Origin of the sequence: Novosphingobium sp. (assembly GCF_037133355.1) — a bacterium.
In the GTDB taxonomy this organism is placed as follows: domain Bacteria; phylum Pseudomonadota; class Alphaproteobacteria; order Sphingomonadales; family Sphingomonadaceae; genus Novosphingobium.
In genome coordinates this window covers 1-19,439 of sequence record NZ_JBAXOI010000012.1, presented here as the reverse complement: position 1 = coordinate 19,439, position 19,439 = coordinate 1, and the positions used below count along the sequence as shown (strand labels likewise).

Sequence of the window (19,439 nt, the reverse complement as noted above, 5' to 3'; positions counted from 1 at the left end):
TCTGCCGCCGCTGTTCCCGGTGTGGCTCAGGCGTGCGGGTAGAGCTTGGGGAAATCAGGATGGCGAAATCTGTCGCCGGGAACCAGCCCTTCGTAGAACTCGCTCACATCGCGCGAGCCCGTTTCCTGCCGGTTGAAGCCGACAGCGGAATCCTTGCTCACGCCGGGCCGCTGCACGAAGTTGCAGTCGTCGCCGAAGAACCGCAGCGAGATCGTGCGCCGCTCGCCGCCCGCGTCGGTGTGCCCGCCGCCATGCAGCGTGCTCGGATGGAAGACGAGCACATCGCCCGGCTCGACCTCCCAGGCCAGAATATCGAACTGGTCGCGATTGGCCTCGACATCAGGCAGGCGCGGCATCTCGGCGACATTGTAGAGCGGGGCCGTATCATCCTCGCCGGTAAAGGCCGATCCGTCGAACAGCGTGCCCCGGTGCGATCCGCGCACGAATTCGAGAGCTTGCGACAAGGGCACGGGATCGAGGCTGACCCACATGACGGACATGTCGGCCCCGTCTACCGGGAAGTACGACGTGTCCTGATGCCACGGCGTGCGGCGGCTGGCGCCTTTCTTGTGGAATATCTGCTCGAAGAAGAACCAGACGTTCTCGCAGCCCCAAAGCCCTGCCATCTGCGCGCCGAGTTCCGCCTTGCGCAGCAGGGGATCATAATGCGGCCAGCTCAGGGTGTTGAACAGGTCCTGGTAGAACACCGTCCCGTCCTGAGGAAACAGCTGCTGCGCGGCCGTGCTGGGGTTGGCAAGGCTCCACTCGAACCCTTCGCGCGCGAGTTCGAGCATTTCGGCATCGAACACCTTGGGCAGAAACACCACGCCGTCCTCGCGGTAGCGCTGCGTCAGGGTGCGGGCGCTGTCGGCCTCGGCGGTCAAAGTGGTCATGACGCAGGTTCCTTGGTGAGTTGTCAGCGCGCTTCGGCGAGCCAGCAGATGCAGCGGCGCAAGAGATCCTTGAATGCCGCCCCGTCCCAGGGGCCGCGCACAACCGGCGCCTCGTCCATCAGCGGCCTTGCATCGAAGCGACCGCAGGCGTGGCCGAGCGGGCTGTAGGCGACCTCGCCCGCGCCGAAGCTGCGCACGTAGAGCTGCGGCCGGGGGGGATCATCGTCCCACTGGCCCAGCAGGTAACCCGGTGCCTCGCCCTTGTAGCGCGCGGTGAGCAGCGTGCGATAGTCGCACAGCGGCTGGGCAATATAGGGCTCGTCGGTCACCGTGAAATCTTCGAGCCCGCGTGTGATCGGATGATCGGCATCCTCGACATGGATGTGCATGGTCTGCGCGGAGAGATGCGCGACAAAGCGGCTGCCGAGCAGATCCATGAAGGCCGGTGCCACCGTCTCTGCTGTCGGTTTGACGAGCCCGGGAATCCGCACACCGCTGGCGACGATTTCCGGGCCGTCGGTAAACTCGAGCCCGGCATTGGCGCCGTGCAGCGCCAGCAGCCGTCCGCCCGCCGCGACGAAATCCACCAGTGCCTGCGCCTCTTCGTCCAATGGCATGAGATCGCAGGTATAGAGCACCACGGCGGCAAATCCGGCGAGATCGCCGACACCGCTGAAATCATCGGCACAGCGCACGCGGATGCGGTCGTCCTCGGCCATCAGATTGAGCAGCACGAGGCGCGCCAGATCGAAATCGTGGTACTTGCCGCCGGTCACAAGGTGGATGCGGACAGGTTCGCTCATGCTACGCTCTCCGCAGAGATGAGGTAAGGGGCCGCGCCGTCCCACTGCGCGGCGGCACGCTCCGACAGGACGAAGAAATCGCGGGTCGAGGCGGTATCGGTGATGAGTTCGACGAACAGGCCGAGCGTGCTCCGGCAATCGTAGTAGCGCAGCTCCACTTCCTCGTTCAGCCGTCCGGTCGTAACCGGCGGCCCGGCATCAAGGAGCGCCGCCGCCCGGTCGAGATCGGCAACGAGGAACGCGTGATGATGCGGGCGGCATTCGCCCGGCTGCAACGGTGCCTCGCCGTAGACGTTGGGCCATGTGCCGGAAGGCTCGATCAGCTCGATCATCTTGTCGCCAAGCTGCGCAAAAGCGATGTCGAGCGTGACCGCCTGCGGCGCACCGCGATAGGTCCAGCCGCCGAAGGTCATGCCCGGCATATGGATGAACGGCCCTGCGCCCGTGCGCCGCGCCCAGATGTCAACGCTCGTGGCAAGGTCTCCGACGACATAGCCGAGCTGCATGATCGGGCCGTGCATGATGAAGTGACCTTTCTAGTCGAGCGAGGAAGGTACGCCGTGCCAGGCATGGGGCCGCGCTTTCATGCGCACGAAGAAATCCTGCAGCCAGGGCGCTTCTTCGGGGATCGGCTGACCGTGGTTCTCGCCGAACTGGAGGAAGCAGTAGAGGTAGATATCGGCCAGCGTGTAACGATCACCGCAGACGAACTCGCGGCCCTGCATAACGCCGTCGAGCCAGACCATGCGGTAGCGCGACTTGGCCTTGAGCACCGCCGCCGCCTCGAGCGGCAACAGGCTCTTGGTCACTGCGCCCTCGATGTCCTTGTCGCCTTCGAAAAACGCGCGGCCTTCCTCGGTGGAAAAGCCCTCGCCCATCGGCCAGGCAATGTTCTGGTCGATCCGGCGCACCCACATCCGCGTCTCGGCGCGCTCTTCCGGGGTGGAACCAATCAGCGGCGGATCGGGCTGGATATCCTCGAAATACTCGCAGATCGCCGTCACTTCGCTGATCGCGGTGCCATCATCAAGCTCGAGCGCCGGCAGTTCGCCCATCGGGTTGATCCGGCTGATGAAAGGTTCGCGCCGGTTCTCGCGCGTGAACAGATCGACATAGCGCCGCTCGAGCGCGATGCCTTTCTCCTGCGCGAAGATCCAGGCGATCCACGGATTGGGTGCAAACAAGTCGAAATCGTAGAAGATCATGTCCGCCTCTTTCGTGGTATCGCCCGGATGGTTGTCCGCGCCGGGGCCCCTAGAACTTGCCCTCGATCGAGATGCCGATGGTGCGCGGGTAGACGATCTGGTTCTGACCGCCGGGCTTGTTCAGCGGGCCGACCGTGTTGCCCACGTTGTCGCTGAAGATGCCCGCTTCCCACTTGTCCGTGCCGATGCTGGCGCGAACGTAGCCGATCCCGTTGAACGGCGCGTAGACCCCGTTGAAGATGCTCTGCTGGCGCGAACGGTAGCTGTAGCGCGCGTTGATCCTGAGCTCGAGACCGCCCGGCCCGATCTCGCGGCTGTAGGTACCACCGAGATTGAAGGTGGTCTTGGCGGTACCTGGCAGCTGGTTGCCCTCGCGCAGCTGCGGAATCTTGGCAACGATCGGCGCTGGCACGTTGTGGATCGTGGTCGAGTTGAAGTTGCCGTTGGCCGTGAGCGTCAGGCCCTTCACCGGCGTGCGCCATGTGATCGAGGGCTCGAAGCCATGGCCGCGAACATCGCCGACCTGGGCAACGATGGTCTGGAGCGCAGGCGAAAGCTCGATTTGCGCGCGCGGCCAGTCGACGTAATATCCGGCCAGCTCGATCTGCACGGTGTTGTCGAACAGGCCCCACTTCAGGCCCGCCTCGTAGTTCCAGAGGGTATCAGGCGGGGAGATGTTCGAGAGATTGACGCCCAGCACCGCATTCGAGGCGCCGACGATGGAGGCCGAGGAAATCGCGCCGCTGCGGAAGCCCTTGGCCGCCTCGGCATAAATGAGTCCGCCGCCCGGCGCGTGGTAGGCGATGTTGAAGCGCGGGTTGAAGGTGCTGTTGCTCGACCGTGTGGTGCTGCGGTTGGGGATCACGCCGCCCGCAATCTCGAGCTGGCTGTTCTCTTCAAAGCGGCGCTTTTCCTTGTAGTAGCGGCCGCCAACAGTGAGATCGAGCTTGCGGTCGAAGGCCGAATAGGTCGCTTCGCCATAGACCGCCCAGCCCTGGCTGAAGAGCTGGTTCTTGTCGTTGACCGTGTTGAAGCCAAGCACGCCCGGCGCCACGAGGAAGTCGGGCAGCTGCACCGTCTGGCCGCCGAAGGTATCACCCTTCTGGTAGAAGAAGCCGACGATGTACTGCAGCGGGCCCTTGCCCGACGAGGTCAGGCGCACGTCCTCGTTGAAGTTGTGCGTGATCAGGGGCCAGAGCGAGGTGAAGTTGCCGATGCCGGGAATAAAGCCGCCGTTGTTCGAGATGACGGTGTTCTTGATATGCCCGGTCGAGCTTTGCAGCGTGGCGAAGCCGAGGTCGTACTCGATGTCACCGCTGAACAGCCAATAGTCCGAGAGCGCCTCGCCGAAGCGCTGGTCGATGCTGGCGGGATCGGGGAAAGTGATGCGGTCGGACCAGTTCTGCTTGGTGTCGTTGCGCCAGGCCGAAAGACGGATGGTGAGGTTGTCGGTCGGCTTGGCGAGCAGCTTGACGCGGCCGGTGAAGCTGGTGGCGTAGTTGTCGTTCTTCACGCCCGTGGGGATGATGTCTGCATAACCGCCGACCCGCTTGTAGCTGAGCACCCCGCGCAGACCGAGCTTGTCGCCCACCACCGGCAGGTTGAGCATGACATCGCCCGAATAGCCCGGCTTGCCTCCTGTCACGATATTGCCGCTCGCACGGATCGAGCCGCCGGTGCGGTCAAGTTCGGGATCGTTGGTCAGCACCTTGATCGTGCCGCCGATCGAACCGAGACCATAGAGCGTGCCCGAAGGACCGCGCAGCACTTCAACGCGCTTGAGGTCGTAGAACGTCGCGACCGGCGCATAGGGGCGCCCCGGCATCGTGAAGGCGAAGTTGTCGAGGTAGTAGCCGACAGCGGGATCGCCGTCGGTCTCGGACGCGGCAATCGCGCGGATCTGGTAGGTCGTGCTGCCCGCGCCGATGGTGGCGCCGGTGGTGGCGCTGGGCACGAGCGAGATCGCCTGCCCGATATCGGTGACGCCGGAGCGCATCAGCGTCTCGCCGCTCAGGCCCTGAACGGCCTGCGGGACCGAGGCCAGCGTCTGCTCGCGGCGCTGGGCCGTCACGATGATTTCGCTGTCGTTTTTCGCCTCGTCCGCGCTGGCCTGAGCCTGCTGGGCATGGGCGGCAGGCGATGCCAGCAGAACGGCCATCGCGGCCGAGGATACGGCAAGGCGCAAGGCGCGGGCGCCGACTTGGCTCTTCGTCATTGTTCTCTCCCCCTCTGTTGTTTTCAAGGTCTGCGGCGTCCGGGCCGCAAGGCGTCAGGCGTCAGGCAAGGTCGGGTCAGCCCGGGCGGATCCACGGGTAGTCCCCCATCAGGCAGCGATCGATCTGCTGGTGGAAATGGCGGATGCGGACTTCCTGATCGCCCAGGATCATGCCGCGAAAGCCCAGCGAGCCGGTGCCCTGCTGCATGGTCGGCATGTTGGAGCCGTCCTGCTTGAGCACATTGGCGAGGAACGGATCGAAGGTGCCGTCAAACGCTTCGCCATAGTCGTCGAGTTCGCCGTGGCGGTAGGTCCGGTGGTTGACGACCGGCTGCTCTGCCCCGGGGGCGCGGCGCTCGGTGATCAGGAAGTCGTAGTAGCAGATGCCGGGATCACTGGGGTGCGGCCGGTAGCGGAACATGATCGAGCTTTCCGGCGTCTGGGTCAGCGTGGTGCCGGGGAAGAACGTGTAGTGATACTGGTGGACGAGCTGCTCGTCGTTCATCCGGCGATAGGGGAAATAGGTCTCGTTCTCGATCGCCCGCTTGGCCTTGATCACCTCGAGATGGATGTCCCGCAGGCTGCCCTTGTAGTCGGCGGGGACCAGCGTGCCGATGCCGAGGAACTTCTCGCGCAGCGGGGTCATTTCCTCCGCATTGCCCAGGAGCTCGCTGACCGTAAGGTTGAAGTTGATCATCCGGCTATGCACGCCGAGCAGCTCGATCGGCACGTCGTAGCCTTCGGTGATGTTCATGAAGTCCGAATGCAGCGACTCGAAGTGATAGCTTTCGTTGAAAGCGTCGTGCGCGTGCTTCCAGTTGCCGTTCCACTCGAAGGTGGTGCTGTCGATCAGTGTGTAGTTCTCAAGCTCATAGGTCTCGAGATGCCAGCCCGCTTCGCCGAGATATTCGCGCAGGCTGATCGCGTGCGGATCGAGATTGAACCACACCCAGCCGCCCCAGATATCGGTGCGGATGGGCGCCAGATCGAGCTCGCCCTTGGGCACACCTTCGCGGTACTGTGCAAACAGTTCCGGCCGCGCGATTGCGTGGAGCGAGCCGTCATTGTTCCACTTCCACCCGTGATAGGGGCAGGTAAACCGCTCGACCGAGCCCGCCGAGGTCTGGCACAGCAGATTTCCGCGGTGCTGGCAGATATTGAAAAAGCCCCGGATCGCGCCATCGTCCGACCGCACGAACAGCAGCGATTCCTTGCCGAGCGTGTGCAGGCGAAAGTCGCCCGGCTCGGCGAGTTCGGACACATGGCAGCCGACGTTCCAGGTCTTGGTCCAGATATGGTCCCATTCGCGCTGCATGAATTCGCGGGAGTGGAAGCGCTCGCCGTCGATGCGCTGGTAGCCTATCACGGGAATGGGTTTGCGGGGGACGAAGGCCGGCGCCTGGGTATCCTTGGGGCCAGCCCCGAGAGCCCCGATCAGTCGATCCTCGATCTTCGCCATTTGCAGCGCCGTCCTTGCCCAAGGTGTGTGCGGTATCCGGCGTGCTGAGGAGGTGGCCCGATCATGCCTGCATGTCGCGGAGCCGGGGCCATGCCCCGTCATCCCGCCACCATGCGCTCTCCCAAACGCGCCGCCGCATTAAAACATGCCGATCAGCTTGTTTTGAAAACTACACCCGCCCCGCAACCTGTCAATAAACATGCTGAGTGGCTGGTTTTAATGATAGGCTTTTGGTGCAGGCTTGACTTGCACCCCCAAATTCCCGGACGAAGGCTCCATGACATTGCGTTCGTCCCACACGACATCGGATGATTGGGAAAATCCGGAGCCAGGCCGCGAAGATGCCGCACTGCCCCAGTCGGCGCGGCGGACATCACGTGCCGCGGGTGCCTCGCCGCTCCAGATCGCCAAGAGCGAGGCAATGCGCCTGCGCGTGCTGGAGGCCACCATCGATTGCCTGCAGGAAGGCAAATCGCACGAGGTATCCATCGCGGTGATCGCCAAGAGTGCGCGGATTTCGCGCGGCGCGGTGCAGTATCATTTCGCCACGCGGCGCGATCTGCTCTGCGCGGTGATCGCCCATATCAACGCCCGCCGCCTGCAGCAGTTCCGTGCCGATCTCTCGGCGATCAGGCCCGAGGACGACCTTGCCGAACGGATCGTCGATACCCACTGGAAGCACCTCGGTGAGCGTGACTTCCTTGCCTATCAGGAACTCGTGCTGCTCGCGCGCAGCGATCCCGAAATGACCGAGGCCTTTGCCCCGCTCTATCAGGATTTTCTCGCCGAATGGTACGAGACCGCGCGCCGGGCCTTCGGCTGGAGCTACCGCGACCGCGAGGTGATGAAGGCGGGCAACATCGCGCACTACCTGCTTGAAGGCATGGCCTATGGCCAGCTCGCCGGGCAGCTTTCGCCCGAAGTCATTGCCGACATGCTCGATCACACCAAGTCGATCCTGCGCGCGGCGATCCAGAAACAGCAGGACGGCGGCTGACTTCGCCGTCACGCCGTCCATCCGCAACAGACCAGAAACGGGAGAGCGACATGGACGGCAGATTTGCAGGCAAGGTGATCCTGATAACGGGCGCGGCCTCGGGCATCGGCCGCCGCACCGCCGAGCGGCTGGTGGCCGAAGGCGCGCATGTCCACGGCGCCGATCTCTCGCCGGTCGTCATCGAGGGCGTAACCGCCCACCGCCTCGACGTAACCAGCGAAGCCGAATGGCAGGCGCTGGCCGACCACATCGCCGCCGAACACGGCCGCCTCGACGGCCTCGTCAACGCCGCCGGGGTGATCCGCATGGGCACGACCATGGAAACCTCGCTTGCGGATTTCCGCCTCGTCATGGCGGTGAATGTGGAAGGCACGTTTCTCGGCAACAAACACGCCATGCGCGTGATGCAGCACCAGGGCACCGGCGCGATCGTCAACATATCGTCCACGGCCGGGATCTGCGGCTCGCCCGGCGCGGCGGCATATACCGCGAGCAAGGGCGCAGTACGGCTGCTGACCAAGACCACCGCCCTTGAGGCCATTGCCATGCCCAGCCGCATCCGGGTCAATTCGGTCCACCCCGCACTGACCAACACGCCCATGGCCGATGCGATTGTCGACCAGCTCGGCGGTTCGGATGAGATCCGCGCGGCGCTCAGCAGTCTGATGCCCTCGGGCCGCCTCGCCGAACCGGACGAGATCGCCAGCGGCATTCTCTTCCTGCTCTCGGACGAGGCCAGCTACATGAACGGATCGGAACTGGTGATCGACAACGGCTTCACCGCGCAGTGAGCAGCTGCTGACGCGGCGCTCAGGCGGCGAGTCCGGCCGCAGCGATCCCCGCCAGCGCGGCGAGTTCGTCGTTGTCGCTGGTATCGCCCGTCACGCCCACCGCGCCGATCACCGCGCCATCGGCGCCGCGCACCAGCACGCCGCCCGCTGCGGGCACGATCCCCGCCGGATTGAGCCCGGCGGCGGCATTGATGAACGTCGGCCGCTCGATGGCCATCTCGCCAATCGTGCGCGAGGATACCCCCAGCGCCAACGCGCCCGAAGCCTTGGCCGTCGCGATCTGCGGGCGCAGATTGGAAGAGCCATCTTCGCGCGCGAAGGCGATCAGGTGGCCGCCGGCATCGAGCACGGCAACGCTGATCGGCTTGAGGCCAAGCGTGCGGGCCTCCTTGAGTGCGCCGGCGACGATGGTCTGGGCGGAGTCGAGCGCAATGCGGGTCATCTGGTTGTTACTCCTGGGGAAGGTGCTTGAGCGTGTCTGGTCTGGGCCCACCGGTCGCCCAGTCGAGCAGTTCGATGGTGTGGACAACGGGCACGCCGGCATGGCGCGCGATCTGCACTGCGCAGCCGACATTGCCGGTGGCGATCACATCGGCTTCCAACGCCGCAAGCCGTTCAGCCTTGCGGGCGCCGAGCTGGTCGGCAATCTCGCTCTGGAGGATGTTGTACGTCCCCGCCGAACCGCAGCACAAATGCGCCTCGGCGGGCAGGCGCACGCTATACCCGGCCTCTGCCAGCAACCGCTTGGGCGCCTCGGTCACTTTCTGCCCATGCTGCAGCGAGCAGGGCGGATGATAGGCGACGGTCAATCCGCGCGGCGTGGCTGGCGGCAGGCCAGCCTTGGCCAGATACTCGCTCACGTCCATCGCCAGAGCGCTCACCCGCGCTGCCTTGCCCGCATAAGCTGGATCGGAGCGCAGCATGTGGCCATAGTCCTTGATCGTGGTGCCGCAGCCCGAGGTCGTGACGATCACCGCATCGAGGCCCTTCCCCTCGATCTCGCGCATCCACGCATCGACATTGCGCCGCGCCGCATCCAGCGCATCGCCCTCGCGCCCCAGATGGTGCACCAGTGCCCCGCAGCAGCCCTCCCCAGACGCAAACACCACCTCATGCCCTGCCCGCTCCAGCAGCCGCACTGTCGCCGTGCGTACCTGGGGGCTCAGCACAGGTTCGGCGCAGCCCTGCAGCAGCGCGACCCGGCCCTTGGGTTGAGAAACTCGCTCCGGCTGAACGAGCACGGGCGCAGGCACCCGCGCAGGGGCCAGTGCCACCATCGCCGCCAGCGGACGCAGCGCCTTGATCCGCTTCATCAGCGACACAAACGGCCTGCCCAGCGGAGCCAGCTCCAGCGCCAGCCGCATCCGTCCCGGATAGGGCAGCACAAAGGCCAGCAGCCGCCGCATGGCCCGTTCGTACCAGGGCCGCTTGTAATGCTCTTGGATATAGGCCCGCGCGTGATCGACGAGGTGCATGTAGTTCACCCCCGAAGGACACGTCGTCATGCAGGCAAGGCAAGAAAGACAGCGGTCGACATGCTTGACCGTCTCCGGCCCCGGCACGCGCCGGTTTTCCAGCATGTCCTTGATCAGGTAGATCCGCCCGCGCGGGGAATCGTTCTCGTCGCCCAGCAGAACATATGTCGGGCAGGTCGCCGTGCAAAACCCGCAGTGCACGCACTTGCGGATCACCCCTTCGGAGCTGGCCATCGCCGGATCGGCGAGCGCATCAGGCGGAAAGCGAGTCTGCATCCGCATCCTCCGCAAAGCGCCCGGTGGCAAAGACATCCTGGGGATCAAACGCCCGCCGCACCCGCGCCTCGAGCGCCATCACACCGCGCGCGCGGGGCTGAAACGCGGGGACGCGTGCGCGCATCGCTTCTGGCGCGAGGACCAGCCGCGCCTCACCACCAAGCGCGGCTGCTGCGGCTCGCACGGCCTCGTCTTCCTGATCGATCCCGACCCACAAGCGCCCGCCGCCCCAGTCCATCGACCACTCAGCGCCCTCCGGCAGCGCCGCGATCAGGCCGGGCGCCGCGCGCGGCGGCAGGTGGACATCCCAGCGCACCGAGCCCGTGAGGTCCGCACCGGTCATGGCCCGGCGCCACAAGGGCGCTGCCTCTACCGGAGCCATGACCGAAAGCGCGCCATGCCCCGCCAGCAACCCCGGAAGCGCCGCGCAGCGCGCCGCAACCGAAGGCGCAAAGCCCGCCACGCGCAGCAGAACCGTGCCATCGGGCAGTGCGGCGGCGGCGGAAACGTCCGCCGTGCTTCCCAGCGCCGCCGCCATCGCCGCGTGGGCAGCGGCGGGCGAGTCCACCCGCAGCGCCATCGTCACCACCTCGCGCGGGTCGGGCAGCACCTTCAGGGTCAGCTCGGCCATCGCCCCCAGCCGCCCCCACGATCCCGCCATCAGCTTGGGGAGGTCATAGCCGGTCACGTTCTTGACGACCTTGGCGCCTGCGACAAACACCTCGCCCCGCCCCGAAATGGCGGTCAGCCCCAGCAGATGATCGCGCGCGCTTCCTGCCGTCACCCGGCGCGAACCCGCGACACCCGCCGCAACCGTCCCGCCAATCGTGGCCCCCGTATCGCCCCAGGGCTCGAAGGCCAGCATCTGCCCCTCGCCAGCGACCAGCGCTTCCACTTCGGCCAGCGGCGTTCCTGCACGCACCGTCAACACCAGTTCCGCCGGATCGTAGTCCACCACCCCGTGAAGGCCCCGCAGCGAAACCACGTCCACCGCACGTGGTGCGCCAAAACCTGCCTTCGTCCCGCCGCCGCGAAGCTCCAGCCTGCGCCCCTGCGCCGCAGCATCGGCCACGATCTGCGCGAGATCGGCCGCATCCCTTGGTTCCAGCATCAGAACCTCGGCAACTCGGGATGCGGCAGCGCGCCATGGTGCACGTGCATCCGCCCCAGCTCGGCGCAGCGGTGCAGCACCGGAAAGACCTTGCCCGGATTGAGCAGCAGTTCCGGATCGAACGCACACTTCACCCGCTGCTGCTGTTTGAGATCGGCCTCGCTGAACATCTCGGGCATCAGATCGCGCTTCTCGATCCCCACGCCATGCTCGCCCGTCAGTACTCCGCCGACCGCCACGCATAGCCGCAGGATATCCGCGCCAAACGCCTCCGCCTTGTCGAGTTCGCCCGGCACATTGGCATCATAGAGAATCAAGGGATGCAGGTTGCCATCGCCCGCGTGGAACACGTTGGCCACCCGCAAACCATACTCTGCGGACAGTTCCTCCATCCGCCGCAGCACGTCGGGCAAACGGCGGCGCGGAATGGTCCCGTCCATGCAGAGGTAATCCGGCGAAATCCGCCCCACCGCCGGAAAGGCCGCCTTGCGCCCCGCCCAGAAAGCCATGCGCTCGGCCTCATTGTCCGAAACCCGCGAGGTCACCGCGCCATTGGCACCCGCAATCCGCGCAATCTCGCCGATCAGGAAATCGCACTCCGCCGCCGGCCCATCGACCTCGACGATCAGCAGCGCCCCCACATCAAGCGGATAGCCCACTTGCACGAAGGCCTCCGCTGCATGGATTGCGGGCCGGTCCATCATTTCCATGCCCGCCGGGATGATCCCCTCGGCGATCACTTGCGCGACGCAGGCCCCCGCTTGTTCGGCATCGGGGAACCCCACCAGCACCGCGCGCGCCGTCTCGGGCTTGGGCAAGATGCGCACCGTCACTTCGGTAACTACGCCGAGCAGCCCTTCCGAGCCGACCACCACGCCCAGGAGATCGAGCCCGCCGGGATCGAGATGCCGTCCGCCCAGCCGCACGATCTCTCCGTCCATCAGCACGATCTCTGCGCCCAGCACGTTGTTCGTCGTCAGCCCATATTTCAGGCAATGCACCCCGCCCGAATTCTCCGCGACATTGCCGCCGATGGTGCAGGCAATCTGGCTCGAAGGATCGGGCGCATAGTAGAATCCGCGTCCTTCCACCGCCTGCGTGATCGCCAGATTGGTGACGCCCGGCTGCACCACCGCCACGCGGTCCTCGTAGTCGATCTCCAGCACGCGCTTGAACTTGCCCAGCCCCAAGAGCACCGCATCAGCCAGCGGCAGCGCCCCGCCCGAAAGCGAAGTACCCGCCCCGCGCGGCACGACTTTCACGCTCTCGGCATGGCACCAGGCCAGTACAGCGGAAACCTGCGCCGTCGTCTCGGGCAGCACGACCAAAAGCGGCGGCTGGCGATAGGCGGTAAGACCATCCGATTCCCAAGGTCGCAGCGCCTCTGGCGCATCGATTACGCCCTCACCCGGCACGATTGACCGCAGCGCCTGCGCGATCCGCTCGCGCTTGGCGAGCGTTTCGGCATCAGGCACCGGCATGGCAATCGTCATCAGCGGCTTCTCCGGCTCAGGCGCCCGCCTTCACCTTCTGGCGGAACGCGTGCAGCAGAGGCTCCGTATAGCCGCTCGGCTGCGATACGCCATCGAACACCAACGCCCGCGCCGCCTGGAACGCGAGGCTGCCCGCCGGATCGCTCGCCATTGGCTTGTAGAGCGGATCGCCCGCGTTCTGCACATCGACCTTGGCCGCCATGCGCAGCAGCGCCGCGTCCACCTGCTCGGGCGTCACCACCCCATGCAGCAGCCAATTGGCGATATGCTGGCTCGAAATCCGCAGCGTGGCGCGGTCCTCCATCAGGCCGACGTCGTTGATGTCCGGCACCTTGGAGCAGCCGATCCCCTGATCGACCCAGCGCACGACATAGCCCAGAATGCCCTGCGCATTGTTGTCGATCTCGGCCTGAATGTCCTCGGCCGACCAGTTCTGACCCGCCGCCACCGGAATGGTCAGCAAGGCATCGAGGCTGGCGATCCCTTCCGCGCGCCGCTCCACCTGCCGGGCGAACACATCCACCTTGTGGTAATGCGTCGCGTGGAGCACCGCAGCCGTCGGCGAGGGCACCCATGCGGTGTTCGCGCCGGTCTTCGGGTGACCGATCTTCTGCACCAGCATGTCGGCCATGCGGTCGGGCATCGCCCACATGCCCTTGCCGATCTGCGCCTTGCCGGAAAGCCCCGAGGCAAGGCCGATCTGCACGTTGCGATCCTCGTAGGAGGTGATCCAGGGGCTCGTCTTCATGTCGCCCTTGCGCAGCATCGCGCCCGCCTGCATCGAGGTGTGCATCTCGTCGCCGGTACGGTCGAGGAAGCCGGTGTTGATGAACATGATGCGGTCCTTCACCGCATGGATGCAGGCAGCGAGGTTCGCGCTGGTGCGGCGCTCCTCGTCCATCACCCCGATCTTGAGTGTGTGGCGCGCAAGGCCCAGCACATCCTCCACCGCGTCGAACAGATCGTTGGCGAACGCGGCTTCTTCGGGCCCGTGCATCTTGGGCTTCACGATATAGACCGAACCTGTCCGGCTGTTGCGCCGCGCGCCATTGATATCGTGCATCGCGATCAGGCTGGTCATGATCCCGTCGAGAATACCCTCCGGCGCCTCGCCCCCGCCCGGCAGCAGCACCGCCGGGTTGGTCATCAGGTGCCCGACGTTGCGCACCAGCAGCAGCGAGCGGCCGTGCAGCGTCAGTGTGGAGCCATCCGGCGCGGTATAGACGCGGTCCGGATTGAGCCGCCGTGTCATCATCGCGCCGCCCTTCTCGAAGGTATCCTCGAGGTTCCCCTGCATCAGCCCGAGCCAGTTGGCATAAGCCGCAACCTTGTCCTCGGCATCCACCGCCGCGACCGAATCCTCACAGTCGCAGATCGTCGAAATTGCTGCTTCGAGCACGACGTCGGCAATCCCCGCCGCATCGTCCTTGCCGATGGGATGGGCGCGGTCGATCACCACTTCGATGTGGAGGCCGTTGTGGAGGAACAGCAGGTTCTCGCCCGCCCGGCCGACCAGCTGGCCTGCGTCCTTCAGCGCCGGCTCGCCGCCGGTCCAGTCCGCCCACGAACCCTCAGCCAGCGGCACCGCCTCATCGAGAAACGCCTTCGCCCAGGCAATCACCTCGGCCCCGCGCACCGGGTCATAGCCCTTGCCCTGCGCCGCGCCCGGAATGGCATCCGTGCCATAAAGCGCATCGTACAGGCTCCCCCACCGCGCATTGGCGGCATTGAGCAGAAACCGCGCATTGAGGATCGGCACGACCAGCTGCGGCCCCGCCGTCACGGACAGTTCCCGGTCGACATTCTGCGGGGCGACAGTAAACGGCGCGGGCTCCGGCACCAGATAGCCGATCTCGGTGAGGAACGCCTTGTAGGCGCCGAGGTCCTGCGGCTGGCCCGCGCGCGCCTTGTGCCACGCATCGATCTTCGCCTGCAGGTCCTCGCGCTTCGCCAGCAGCGCGGCATTGCGCGGCGCAAACCGGGCGAAAATGTCCGCCGCGCTGGCCCAAAACGCGTCTGCCGTCAGCCCCGTTCCCGGCAATGCGCGCGTCTCGATGAAGTCCGCGAGGACCTCCGCCACTTGCAGCCCCGAACGCTCGACATATCCGCTCATCGCACACACTCCTTAGAACCCGAAGCCGCCCCAAACCATCCCGTCACCCCGGACTTGATCCGGGGGTCCCGCTGGCCGCAATCGCAGCGCCAGCGGGAAAAGCGGGACCCCGGGTCAAGCCCGGGGTGACGATGAATGGCAGGCCGATCGCTCCTCCCTATCGCTTCACCCCGCCTTCCGGTAGAAGGAAATAATTCAACGCAGCTTCTCCTTCAGGGAAACAATGTTCGATCCCGATTACGACCTCTTCCTTGCCATCATCGAAGCCGGGTCGATCTCCGCCGCCGGGCGCGCACGCGGCCTGTCAACCGCCGCGCTATCCAAGCGCCTCGCCCGCCTCGAGGAGCGCCTCTCCGCCCGCCTTGTCCACCGAACCACGCGCCGTCTCGCGCTCACCCCGGCGGGGCAGGACCTGTACGACGCGCTGCTCCCCTTGCGCTCCTCGCTAAAAGCGGCGGAAGAGCGTGTCAGCGGTCGCCATGCCCATGTGCGCGGCCCCCTGCGCATCACCGCGCCCACCTCGTTCGGGCGCATGCACGTCGTGCCGTACCTGCCTGCCTTCCTCGCCGCACATCCTGCGGTGCACCTCTCGATCGACCTCTCCGACGAGTTCGCCGACCTGCTTGACGGCAGCTGTGACATCGCCATCCGCATCGGCGCAAGGATCGGCGCCGGCCTCGTCGGTCACCGCCTCGGCACCAGCCACCGCGTGCTCTGCGCCGCGCCCGCCTATCTCGAAACGTTCGGCACGCCGGGGACGCTGGCAGACCTCAAACATCACCGCCTCCTTGCCACCACCAGCCAGCTCCCCTGGCAGCTTGATGGCCCCGAAGGCACTGTCACGCACCAGGGCCAGAGCCACGTGCGCACCAATTCGAGCGAAGTCGTGCGCGAACTCGCACTCGGCGGCTGCGGGATCGCGCTGCGCTCCTTGTGGGATGTGCACGAAGCCCTCGCCTCGGGCGCGCTGCACCGCGTGCTTGCGCAGTATCAGGGCTCGCAGGATGTCGGCATCTACGCCGTCCACGCGCCCACCCCGGCGCTGCCCGCGCGAATCGAAGCCTTTATCGCCCACCTTGGCGCCCACCTCGGCACCGGCGGCGCATTGGGCTAGGCAGTAACCTTCATGCAGGCGATCCCCCGTGCGGCGAGGCGCGAACAGATCGCATGGGCATCGCGGCCCGAAGCGCGCAGCCGGTAGACTTGCACCGAATGCACCACTGCCGGCACGATCACCGGCTCAAGCGATTGCAGCTCGGGCTGGGTCGCTGCCAGTTCCTGCCAGAGGTTGTCCGCCCCGGCGATATTGGTCGCCGCCGCCAGCTGGATCGTTTGCACCATGCCTTGCGGGGGCGGCGGGACCAACTTGGGGATTACGGGCTGGGGCATGGCACGCGGAGGCTGGGCGGGTTGGGCAAAGGCGGGCTGGGGCGGTGCCCATGCCTGCCGCACCGGCGCGGGCGGCGCAGGCAGTCCCAGTGCCGCACTTCTCGCCGCATCAGCAAAGACCAGCGGCTGGCGCACGATGACCACCGAAGTCGAAGCCGGATTGGTGAGCGCATAGAGCTCTTTGGCAAACTGCCACGGCAGGCGAATGCAGCCATGCGAGGCCGGCGCCCCAGTTACCCGCCCGGCATGAAGCGCCACTCCGCCCCAGGTCAGACGCTGCATGTAAGGCATCGGTGCGTTGCCATAAGTGCGGGAGCGGTGGTGCACGTGCTTCTGCAGGATCGTGAAGGTCCCTGCAGGCGTGCCATGTCCGCGCCGCCCGGTCGAAACCGTCGTGGAGCCCCACTCCGCCCCGTCCTTGAACACAAACAGGCGCTGCGAGGGGATGCTCACCACAATCAGCACGCCTCGCCTGAGCGCCGCAACAGGGCTGGGCGGCGGAGGGGCGGCAGGCGGCGTGTCAAACACAGGATCAGGCCCGCACTGCGCGGGAGCGTAGGCGAGCTGCGGCGCAGCCTGCCGCTGCGCAAAGGAGGCATGGGCCACCATGGCGCATCCCACCAGAGCCAGCAGCAGCGCGGCCACACCCGAGACTCGTCCAAATGCCCTGCTCATGCGCGTATGGTTAATGGATCGTTACACCACGCGACACAGATTTTTCATATGCTGCGGTTGAGTTCCTCAGCGGGACGGTCAGCCAGCGCCGCCACGCGCCGCAAGCTGCGGTCCCTCCGCCTGCCACCCGCCGCCCAGCGCGCGGAACGCCGCCACACCGGCGCGCGCCGCCTCGGCCCGGGCGCGGATCGCCTCGTCCTCGGCATCGAGCCGCTGCCGCTCGATCCCCAGCACTTCGACCCGGCTCACAGCGCCTGCAGCAAAGGCGCTTTCAGTCCGACGGCGCGCATCGCCGATCCGCGCCGCAACCGCGCCCAATGCCTCGGCCTCGGCACTGCGCTTGGTCAGCGCGAGCAGCGCACTCTCGCTTTCGCCTGCCGCCTGCAGCGCGGTCTGGCGCCAGGCGGCCACTGCCTCGTTCAGCCGCGCTTCGGCCGCAGCCTGCTGCGCGCGCAGGCGCCCGCCGCTGAACAGCGGCGCGCTGATCCCAGCGCTCGCTCCCGTTTGCAGCGCACCGCCGGTCAGGAGATTGCTCGCGCCATTCGCAAGAAACCCGGCAAAGCCCGAAATCGTAAGGCGCGGATAGCGCGCGGCAATCGCTTCGGCGACGCGGGCGTCGTTTGCCGCCACCAGTCGCTGCGCCGCCACGACATCGGGCCGCCGCGCGAGCAGCGTCGCCGGGCCATCAGGCACCACTGGCGCCCGCACACCGGGAACGGTGCCTTGGCCCATTTCCGCGGCCGCCTGGCCCGGAACGCGGCCCATCAGTACGTCGAGCCGGTTGCGCTGCGCTTCCAGCGCTGCCTCCAGCGCCGGAATTGCCGAACCTGCACCGGACAGTTCCGCACCGCTCTGGTCCGTCACCGTAAGCGCCGCCACGCCGCGCTCCGTGCGCAGGCGCAACAGTCGGTCGGTCTCGGCAAGCGTCTCCACCCGCGCCTTCGCCAACGCCAGCCGCGCCTCGAAAGCGCGCGCATCGATGTAGGCACCGACCACTTCGGCCGCGACCGTAAGCCGCGCGCCGGCAAGGCCCGCCGACGCCGCCCCGGCCTCGGCCCGCGCTGCACGCGCTCCGGCAGACAAGCGGCCGAACAGGTCCAGCTCCCACGAAGCCGCACCATTCAACCCATACTGCTCCACCGTCCGCTGAAAGCCGGGAAAGCGCGAGAACGCCCGCCCCTGAACATCCTCGATCGACTGGCGCTTCACCGCTGCCGATGCATCGAGCGAAGCGCCGGGCAGCATGGCGCCCTTCGCCGCCTTGAGCCCTGCCGCCGCAGCCTCAAGCCGCGCCGCCGCCATGGCGATATCGAGATTGCCCGCAAGCGCAGTCTCGACCATCCGGTTCAGCACCGGATCGCCGAAGCCGCGCCACCAACCTTCCTCCAGCGGCACGGGCGCTGCCATCGCCACCGGTCCTGTCGGCGCATTGCGGAAAGACCCCGCCAACGCGGGGGGCGCAGGCAGGCTGCGCGGCGCGGCCTGAACCGGCAGTGGTGCAACGACGGCACTTAGCAAAAGGGCCGCGATACCGGCAGGGAACGGGCGCATCGGAAGAGTCCTTGACCTGTGAATGATGAAAGAATATACACTTCTTCATGAAAATCAACCTGGCTCTTTCAGAAAAGCGAAAAGCCGGCAGGCCGTGCGTCGACCGGCGTGACGAGATTCTCGACGCGGCCGAGCGACTTTACGAGGCGATGGGGTTCGAAAAAGTGACGTTGACCGACGTCGCCCGCGCGCTCGGCATGTCGCCCGCCAACCTCTATCGCAGCTTCGCCAACCGCCAGGCGATCGACGAGGCCGTGACCAGCCGCGCGCTGACCGGCGTGGAAGATGCCGCATGGCGCGTCGCGCGCGGCGCATCGGTTGACCCGATCCACACCTTTGAACTGCTGTGCATGGATATTTCGCTGAGAATGCGCGATCTTCTCTTCAAAAGCGGACGTTCCAGCGATCTTTGCCTCGCCGCCACGCGCGGCAACTGGCCCCCGGTCCAGCAGTTCATGGACACGCTCCACGGCCTCATCCGCCATGTCATCGCCGAAGGCCAGCGCCAGGGGGTGATGCGCGCCGATCTCCCGCTTGAGGAAACCACGGCGGCGGCATTCACTGCCATGGCAAAGGTCTGGCACCCGGTGATGCTCGATACGTTCGGCGTCGCTGACCTTGAAAGCGAAACGGCAGGGGTCACGCGCCTTGTGCTTGAGGCCCTCAAAGATAAAAAATGAAAATAGATGCTATTTTTCATCTTTCCCTAAATGCGGGGCGCGATTATAGGTGAGTCGAAAGTGCCCGATCGGGCTCGGAGGCTCTCATGCAACGCCGCGCGACTTTACGTTTCCCACTCACCGCCACGGCGCTCACTGGCGCCGCACTGCTCGCCGCCTGCTCGGGGTCCGCACCAAACCAAGCCGTCGAGCCGCTCGTGGCAACCGTGCTGGCTGCGCCTGATGACGGGCGTTCCGGCGAAGCCTATACCGGCACCATCCACGCCCGCATTGAGAGCACGCTTGCTTTTCGCGTGCCCGGCAAGATCGTCGC

At 66.2% G+C, this 19,439-nt stretch carries 18 protein-coding genes; 5 read left to right on the top strand and 13 right to left on the bottom strand.

Going from position 1 to position 19,439, the window contains the following annotated elements; translation table 11 throughout:
- Positions 1 to 26: 26 nt before the first annotated feature.
- The 6 genes from WCL10_RS12765 to WCL10_RS12740 form a co-directional block, all read right to left on the bottom strand.
- A complete protein-coding gene (locus WCL10_RS12765; RefSeq protein WP_336896035.1) occupies positions 27 to 893 on the bottom strand; it encodes a phytanoyl-CoA dioxygenase family protein in 867 nt (288 codons plus the stop codon).
- A gap of 23 nt (positions 894 to 916) precedes the next feature.
- A complete protein-coding gene (locus WCL10_RS12760) occupies positions 917 to 1,696 on the bottom strand; it encodes a ThuA domain-containing protein (protein WP_336896034.1) in 780 nt (259 codons plus the stop codon).
- Positions 1,693 to 2,217, bottom strand: a complete 525-nt coding sequence (locus WCL10_RS12755) for a VOC family protein (RefSeq protein WP_336896033.1) — start codon at positions 2,215 to 2,217, stop codon at positions 1,693 to 1,695. The genes WCL10_RS12760 and WCL10_RS12755 overlap by 4 nt, the downstream gene beginning before the upstream one ends.
- Positions 2,218 to 2,232: 15 nt before the next feature.
- Positions 2,233 to 2,901, bottom strand: a complete 669-nt coding sequence (locus WCL10_RS12750) for a glutathione S-transferase family protein (protein WP_336896032.1) — start codon at positions 2,899 to 2,901, stop codon at positions 2,233 to 2,235.
- Between the two features lie 49 nt (positions 2,902 to 2,950).
- A complete protein-coding gene (locus WCL10_RS12745) occupies positions 2,951 to 5,116 on the bottom strand; it encodes a TonB-dependent receptor (RefSeq protein ID WP_336896031.1) in 2,166 nt (721 codons plus the stop codon).
- Positions 5,117 to 5,192: 76 nt separating this feature from the next.
- Complete coding sequence (locus WCL10_RS12740; protein WP_336896030.1) at positions 5,193 to 6,575, bottom strand: aromatic ring-hydroxylating dioxygenase subunit alpha; 1,383 nt, start codon at positions 6,573 to 6,575, stop codon at positions 5,193 to 5,195.
- Positions 6,576 to 6,852: 277 nt separating this feature from the next.
- Here WCL10_RS12740 and WCL10_RS12735 point away from each other — a divergent pair, with 277 nt between their 5' ends.
- Complete coding sequence (locus WCL10_RS12735; RefSeq protein ID WP_336896029.1) at positions 6,853 to 7,572, top strand: TetR/AcrR family transcriptional regulator; 720 nt, start codon at positions 6,853 to 6,855, stop codon at positions 7,570 to 7,572.
- A gap of 50 nt (positions 7,573 to 7,622) precedes the next feature.
- A complete protein-coding gene (locus WCL10_RS12730) occupies positions 7,623 to 8,363 on the top strand; it encodes an SDR family oxidoreductase (protein WP_336896028.1) in 741 nt (246 codons plus the stop codon).
- Positions 8,364 to 8,382: 19 nt separating this feature from the next.
- On the opposite strand, the gene WCL10_RS12725 is transcribed toward WCL10_RS12730, so the two are convergent.
- The 5 genes from WCL10_RS12725 to WCL10_RS12705 are packed head-to-tail and all read right to left on the bottom strand — an operon-like array spanning position 8,383 to position 14,831.
- Entirely contained in the window at positions 8,383 to 8,805 is a 423-nt protein-coding gene (locus WCL10_RS12725) for a heme-binding protein (RefSeq protein ID WP_336896027.1), read from the bottom strand.
- Positions 8,806 to 8,812: 7 nt separating this feature from the next.
- Positions 8,813 to 10,114, bottom strand: coding sequence for a glycolate oxidase subunit GlcF (gene glcF / locus WCL10_RS12720; RefSeq protein WP_336896026.1), 1,302 nt, complete (start codon positions 10,112 to 10,114; stop codon positions 8,813 to 8,815).
- Positions 10,092 to 11,225 (bottom strand): FAD-binding protein, encoded by a 1,134-nt coding sequence (locus WCL10_RS12715; RefSeq protein WP_336896025.1) that lies wholly within the window; start codon positions 11,223 to 11,225, stop codon positions 10,092 to 10,094. The genes glcF and WCL10_RS12715 overlap by 23 nt, the downstream gene beginning before the upstream one ends.
- Positions 11,225 to 12,718 carry an FAD-linked oxidase C-terminal domain-containing protein gene (locus tag WCL10_RS12710; RefSeq protein ID WP_336896024.1) on the bottom strand — a complete coding sequence of 498 codons (1,494 nt, stop codon included), beginning with the start codon at positions 12,716 to 12,718 and terminating at the stop codon, positions 11,225 to 11,227. Before WCL10_RS12710 ends, WCL10_RS12715 begins: the two co-directional genes overlap by 1 nt.
- 16 nt (positions 12,719 to 12,734) lie before the next feature.
- Positions 12,735 to 14,831 (bottom strand): malate synthase G, encoded by a 2,097-nt coding sequence (locus tag WCL10_RS12705; RefSeq protein WP_336896023.1) that lies wholly within the window; start codon positions 14,829 to 14,831, stop codon positions 12,735 to 12,737.
- A 223-nt stretch (positions 14,832 to 15,054) separates the two neighbouring features.
- On the opposite strand from WCL10_RS12705, the gene WCL10_RS12700 reads away from it, so the two are divergent.
- A complete protein-coding gene (locus WCL10_RS12700) occupies positions 15,055 to 15,945 on the top strand; it encodes a LysR family transcriptional regulator (protein ID WP_336896022.1) in 891 nt (296 codons plus the stop codon).
- Here the strand turns inward: WCL10_RS12700 and WCL10_RS12695 are convergent.
- Both WCL10_RS12695 and WCL10_RS12690 read right to left on the bottom strand, forming a co-directional pair.
- The gene (locus tag WCL10_RS12695) at positions 15,942 to 16,895 is read right to left on the bottom strand and encodes a L,D-transpeptidase family protein (protein ID WP_336896021.1); all 954 of its coding nucleotides are present in this window, start codon (positions 16,893 to 16,895) and stop codon (positions 15,942 to 15,944) included. The genes WCL10_RS12700 and WCL10_RS12695 overlap by 4 nt on opposite strands.
- 78 nt (positions 16,896 to 16,973) lie before the next feature.
- The gene (locus tag WCL10_RS12690; RefSeq protein ID WP_336896020.1) at positions 16,974 to 18,446 is read right to left on the bottom strand and encodes a TolC family protein; all 1,473 of its coding nucleotides are present in this window, start codon (positions 18,444 to 18,446) and stop codon (positions 16,974 to 16,976) included.
- Positions 18,447 to 18,493: 47 nt separating this feature from the next.
- On the opposite strand from WCL10_RS12690, the gene WCL10_RS12685 reads away from it, so the two are divergent.
- Together WCL10_RS12685 and WCL10_RS12680 are read left to right on the top strand one after the other, a co-directional pair.
- A complete protein-coding gene (locus WCL10_RS12685; protein ID WP_336896019.1) occupies positions 18,494 to 19,126 on the top strand; it encodes a TetR/AcrR family transcriptional regulator in 633 nt (210 codons plus the stop codon).
- 86 nt (positions 19,127 to 19,212) lie between these two features.
- The coding region (locus WCL10_RS12680) for a hypothetical protein (RefSeq protein ID WP_336896018.1) at positions 19,213 to 19,439 on the top strand (227 nt) is incomplete at its 3' end.

What these genes read in the sequence shown, in the direction of transcription:
- WCL10_RS12695 (WP_336896021.1), bottom strand. Translation starts at nt 16,895, where the DNA reads ATGAGCAGGGCATTTGGACGAGTCTCGGGTGTGGCCGCGCTGCTGCTG.
- WCL10_RS12715 (WP_336896025.1), bottom strand. Translation starts at nt 11,225, where the DNA reads ATGCTGGAACCAAGGGATGCGGCCGATCTCGCGCAGATCGTGGCCGAT.
- WCL10_RS12745 (WP_336896031.1), bottom strand. Translation starts at nt 5,116, where the DNA reads ATGACGAAGAGCCAAGTCGGCGCCCGCGCCTTGCGCCTTGCCGTATCC.
- WCL10_RS12735 (WP_336896029.1), top strand. Translation starts at nt 6,853, where the DNA reads ATGACATTGCGTTCGTCCCACACGACATCGGATGATTGGGAAAATCCG.
- WCL10_RS12690 (WP_336896020.1), bottom strand. Translation starts at nt 18,446, where the DNA reads ATGCGCCCGTTCCCTGCCGGTATCGCGGCCCTTTTGCTAAGTGCCGTC.
- WCL10_RS12730 (WP_336896028.1), top strand. Translation starts at nt 7,623, where the DNA reads ATGGACGGCAGATTTGCAGGCAAGGTGATCCTGATAACGGGCGCGGCC.
- WCL10_RS12765 (WP_336896035.1), bottom strand. Translation starts at nt 893, where the DNA reads ATGACCACTTTGACCGCCGAGGCCGACAGCGCCCGCACCCTGACGCAG.
- WCL10_RS12685 (WP_336896019.1), top strand. Translation starts at nt 18,494, where the DNA reads ATGAAAATCAACCTGGCTCTTTCAGAAAAGCGAAAAGCCGGCAGGCCG.
- WCL10_RS12755 (WP_336896033.1), bottom strand. Translation starts at nt 2,217, where the DNA reads ATGCACGGCCCGATCATGCAGCTCGGCTATGTCGTCGGAGACCTTGCC.
- WCL10_RS12760 (WP_336896034.1), bottom strand. Translation starts at nt 1,696, where the DNA reads ATGAGCGAACCTGTCCGCATCCACCTTGTGACCGGCGGCAAGTACCAC.
- WCL10_RS12750 (WP_336896032.1), bottom strand. Translation starts at nt 2,901, where the DNA reads ATGATCTTCTACGATTTCGACTTGTTTGCACCCAATCCGTGGATCGCC.
- glcF (WP_336896026.1), bottom strand. Translation starts at nt 10,114, where the DNA reads ATGCAGACTCGCTTTCCGCCTGATGCGCTCGCCGATCCGGCGATGGCC.
- WCL10_RS12740 (WP_336896030.1), bottom strand. Translation starts at nt 6,575, where the DNA reads ATGGCGAAGATCGAGGATCGACTGATCGGGGCTCTCGGGGCTGGCCCC.
- WCL10_RS12710 (WP_336896024.1), bottom strand. Translation starts at nt 12,718, where the DNA reads ATGACGATTGCCATGCCGGTGCCTGATGCCGAAACGCTCGCCAAGCGC.
- WCL10_RS12705 (WP_336896023.1), bottom strand. Translation starts at nt 14,831, where the DNA reads ATGAGCGGATATGTCGAGCGTTCGGGGCTGCAAGTGGCGGAGGTCCTC.
- WCL10_RS12700 (WP_336896022.1), top strand. Translation starts at nt 15,055, where the DNA reads ATGTTCGATCCCGATTACGACCTCTTCCTTGCCATCATCGAAGCCGGG.
- WCL10_RS12725 (WP_336896027.1), bottom strand. Translation starts at nt 8,805, where the DNA reads ATGACCCGCATTGCGCTCGACTCCGCCCAGACCATCGTCGCCGGCGCA.